5 protein-coding genes are annotated in these 3,782 nt (G+C 74.9%); 2 read left to right on the top strand and 3 right to left on the bottom strand.

Translation table 11 applies throughout. The features are described from left to right. The first annotated feature begins 483 nt into the window (after positions 1-483). A complete protein-coding gene (locus ABZ914_RS48320) occupies positions 484-1,422 on the top strand; it encodes an NERD domain-containing protein (RefSeq protein WP_500201351.1) in 939 nt (312 codons plus the stop codon). 132 nt (positions 1,423-1,554) lie between these two features. On the opposite strand, the gene ABZ914_RS48315 is transcribed toward ABZ914_RS48320, so the two are convergent. Together ABZ914_RS48315 and ABZ914_RS48310 are read right to left on the bottom strand one after the other, a co-directional pair. Further along, on the bottom strand, positions 1,555-1,929 hold the full coding sequence (locus ABZ914_RS48315; RefSeq protein ID WP_190863821.1) for a hypothetical protein: 375 nt from the start codon (positions 1,927-1,929) through the stop codon (positions 1,555-1,557). Positions 1,930-2,017: 88 nt separating this feature from the next. Next, positions 2,018-2,380 (bottom strand): hypothetical protein, encoded by a 363-nt coding sequence (locus ABZ914_RS48310; protein WP_500201350.1) that lies wholly within the window; start codon positions 2,378-2,380, stop codon positions 2,018-2,020. Between the two features lie 62 nt (positions 2,381-2,442). Here ABZ914_RS48310 and ABZ914_RS48305 point away from each other — a divergent pair, with 62 nt between their 5' ends. After that, positions 2,443-3,174: a histidine phosphatase family protein gene (locus ABZ914_RS48305; RefSeq protein WP_500201349.1), complete on the top strand. Its 732-nt coding sequence runs from the start codon at positions 2,443-2,445 to the stop codon at positions 3,172-3,174. On the opposite strand, the gene ABZ914_RS48300 is transcribed toward ABZ914_RS48305, so the two are convergent. Next, positions 3,171-3,782 (bottom strand): helix-turn-helix domain-containing protein (locus ABZ914_RS48300; RefSeq protein ID WP_500201348.1); only part of this gene is annotated, 612 nt, incomplete at its 5' end. The two genes, ABZ914_RS48305 and ABZ914_RS48300, sit on opposite strands and share 4 nt — an antisense overlap.

Genomic DNA, 3,782 nt, shown 5'->3' with positions numbered 1-3,782 from the left:
GCCGCTTCGTGGCCGGCGGCGAGGGCGAGGCCGGCCAGCGCGAGCGGGACGAGGGTGGTCTTGCCGGTGCCGGGCGGCGCGGCGAGGACGGCGGCGCCGCGGGCGGCGAGCGCGGCGCGCAGCCCGGGGACGGCATGGCGGACCGGCAGGGCCTCGGCGGCGCTGATGTGCATCCGTCCAGTGTGGCGGCAGACGACCGTACCGGTGGCCGCGGGTGATCGTCCATGTGAGAAATGCCACCGCCCCGAAAGGCCCTCTGCGGGTTACGGTGATAGTTGCATCGCGCATTTCGTAAATCACGCAGAACGCTCTAAAGTTCTGCCCAGGAATCGCCTCGGCAACCTCCGCAAACTACCAGGTAAGCAATGCTCCGGACCCGGAAGTTGCTTTACCGTTTGGTTTCCCTCACCTCGCCACGTGTGGCGGCAATCGGCCGCCTTTCGCCATAATGAGGCCGTCGTCGCTGGTGCTGGAGGTTCGGTGATGCTCGGCGAGTCCATCTATATCCGCGGCCGTGAGGCGTTCACCGGCGGATCGCCGCAGGCGGTTTACGAGGAGCTCTGGCAGCGCGGCCGAAAAGGCCGGTTGCGGACCCGCGCAATTCTGGCGCTCGCGGCGCTGCTGTTGTGCGGGCTGCTGGTGAACGCTGTTTTCGGAGTCGTGGCGGCCGTCCTGCTTGCGTCCGCCGACGCGCTGGTGCACTGGCGGCTGTACAACGCCTCCCGGGTGTGGCGGCGCGGGCGGCGCGGCGTCGAGCGGATGGACCGGACGCTGCGCCTCACGCTGGAGCGGCGCGGCCACCGGGTGCTGCACGGCCGGGTCGTCCCCGGGCACGAGACCGCGGACGAGCTGGTCGTCGGGCCGGGCGGGGTGTGGCTGGTGCACAACGAGGCGTGGGCGCCGGACGCGGAGATCTCCCACCACGGCGGCCGCCTGTTCATCGACGGCCGCACCCAGTCCAAGCTGGTGGGCGGGCTGACCGCGCGGGCCGCGGAGGCGGGGCGGCTGATCTCCGGCAGGTACGGCGCCCCGGTGACGGTGACGCCCGTCCTCGCCGTCCACGGCGGCAAGCTGGTCCGGTCGCCGTTCACCGCCGACGGGATCGTGTTCGCGCCGCCGCTGCGGCTGGTGCGCTGGATGCGCCGCAACCCGGTCGCCGAGCACTCCGCGGAGGAGGTCGAGGCGATCGCGCGGGCCGCGGTCCACAGCCTGCCGATCGGCGGCCGCATCATGACCGACGCTCCCCCGCCGCCGTCGCGGGTCGCCGCGAAACCGGCGGCCGACACCCCCGTGACCGCCGAGCCCGTGAAAGCGGGCCCGGTGACGGCCGAGCCCGCCGGCCCGTCCCCGGCGGACGCCGCTCCCGCGGAGGTCGCCGCCGGGGACGCCGGTGGCGGCGACGCGGTCACCACGGCGGCCTGACCCGCCTCGCCGACGACGGGACGAGGACCGATGATCGTGTTGGAGACGAACGAGCTCCGCGCGCCCCCCGGGACCGGCGCGGGACCGGCGGGCGCGCGGTTCCAGACCGTCCGGCCGGGGCGGCCCGGGGGATCAGCCGCCGGCGCGGGCGCGGCGGGCGGTGCGGCGCAGCCACAGCAGCCCCACCACCGGCAGGACCAGCGGGACGAACCCGTACCCTTCGCCGTACCCGGACCAGACCGTGGCGTCCGGGAACGCCGCGCGGTCGACGAGGCTGAGGGTGCCGATCGCCAGGACGCCGGCCAGCTCCACCGAGCAGGCCGTGACGGCGACCCGGAACGACGTCCGGCCGCCACGGGCGAGCGCGACCGTCGCCAGAACGTAGACGGCCGCGGCGAACGCCGACAGGGAGTAGGCCAGCGGCGCGTCGGAGAACTTGGTGCCGATCTGCACGCCCGCGCGCGCGCCGGCCGCGAGCGCGAAGATCGCGTAGACGGCGACGAGCAGCCGGCCGGGGCCGCTGCCGGTGCCGGTGCGGACCCGCTCGCCGTCGGGACGGGCGGCGGCCGGTTCGCCGGTGACGCCGGTGTCGGGCTCAGGCACTGCCGCTCCACAGCTGGTTCATTCGGACGATCATGACGGCGACGGCGACGCCCGCGACCACCAGCACCGCGGAGCCCCACCGGGTCCGCTCCAGCAGCCCCCACACGGCGCCCGCGACCGGGATCACCAGGACGGCCAGCAGGTAGCCGATGAACGTGGCAGGGTGCTTCGGCCCCTCGTCCCCCGACAGCTTGACGAACCCGACGGCGGCCTGCGCGACCAGCAGCACCTCCAGCACCCCGAGCCCGATCAGGTCGGGAAGCCCCATCGCCCGCCCGCGCAGCGCCGTCACCAGCGCGTACACGGCGATGAGGAGCGCCACCGCGATGATCACGGCGGCCAGGGCGGTCGTCACGCCCTAGAGAGTACTACCGGCTGTAGAGCACGCGGTCCGCGCATGGCTCCGGCCATGGCAGCATGGCGACCGTGAATTCGCTGCAGTGGCTCAACCTGACCCGGCACGGTGAGAGCACCGGCAACCTCGCCTACCAGGCGGTGGAGGGCACGGACGCGGAGGAGACGGGGATCCCCGAGCGCGACGCGGACGTCCCGCTGTCGGAGCGGGGCCGGGCGCAGGCGGCGGCGCTGGGCCGCTGGCTCGCCGCGCTCCCCGAGGACGAGCGGCCGACGCTCGTCGCGGTGTCCCCGTACCTGCGGACCCTCGACACCGCGCGCCTCGCGCTCGCCGAGACGTCCTACGCCCGCCCGCAGGACCCGGGCGGCCTGCGGATGACGGTGGACGAGCGGATCCGCGACCGCGAGCAGGGCATCCTGCAGGGCCTCACCTGGATCGGGGTGCAGCGCCGGTACCCGGACGAGGCCGACCGGCTGAAGCGGCTCGGCAAGTTCTACTACCGGCCGCCCGGCGGCGAGTCCTGGGCGGACCTGGCGCTGCGGCTGCGCAGCTTCTACCGCGACCTGGAGGCCGAGGCCCCCGGCGGCCGGGCGCTGGTGGTGACCCATGACGCGATCGTGGTGATGACCCGCTACCTGGTCGAGGACCTCACCGAGCGGCAGGTGCTCGAAGTGGAGAAGGAGCCGGTCGCGAACGCGTCGGTGACGCGGTGGCGGCACGACGACGGCGGCGGGCTGCGCGCCGTCTGCTACAACGAGTGCGGGCACCTGGTCAACGCGGGCGTCGGCTCCTAGTCGTCGAGCAGGCGGGCGCGGCGGGTGGCGACGGCCGCCAGCCGCGGATCGTCCTGCGGCAGGACCTCCCTGAGCCGCTCCAGCGCCTCCAGGTCCCCGCGGCCCTGCTCGGTCTGGGCGTAGGTCCACAGCGCGTCGGCGCTCCCCCGGTCCAGCGCGGACCGGCGGATCCGCACCGCCAGCTCGTCGCGCTCGGCGCGCACGGCGGGCGCGTCCGAGCGGGGCAGCAGCTCGCCGTCGTAGAGCCGGACGGCCGCGGCGACGTCGCCCTCGTCCAGCAGCCGCCGGACGGTGAGGAAGTCGGCGTCGATCGCGCAGTCCAGCCGGTACGGCTTGGCGCGGACGATGCCGCCGAGCTGCGCCCGCAGCCGGTGGATCTCGGCGCGGACCGTCACCGGGCTGCCGTCGTCGCCGTACAGGTGCCAGGACAGCCGGTCGCCGCTGAGGCCCTCGGGGTGCAGCGCGAGCAGCGCGAGGATCTCGGCGTGCCGCAGCGTCAGCGGCAGCTGGACGCCGTCGAGCCGCGCGGACGGCTGGTCGGTGCCGAGCAGCGCGAGGGTGAGCAGCGGCCGCCGGTCCGGGACGGGCCGGTCCGCGGCGGGGCCGGG

Source organism: Spirillospora sp. NPDC046719 (genome assembly GCF_040645715.1).
Taxonomy (GTDB): Bacteria; Actinomycetota; Actinomycetes; order Streptosporangiales; family Streptosporangiaceae; genus Spirillospora.
Note: the sequence above shows the minus strand (reverse complement) of the source record. Positions and strands in the feature narration are given on the sequence as shown.

Bases quoted from the DNA above. Each gene is read 5' to 3' on its own strand.
- ABZ914_RS48305 (WP_500201349.1), top strand. From the start codon at position 2,443: ATGGCGACCGTGAATTCGCTGCAGTGGCTCAACCTGACCCGGCACGGT.
- ABZ914_RS48320 (WP_500201351.1), top strand. From the start codon at position 484: ATGCTCGGCGAGTCCATCTATATCCGCGGCCGTGAGGCGTTCACCGGC.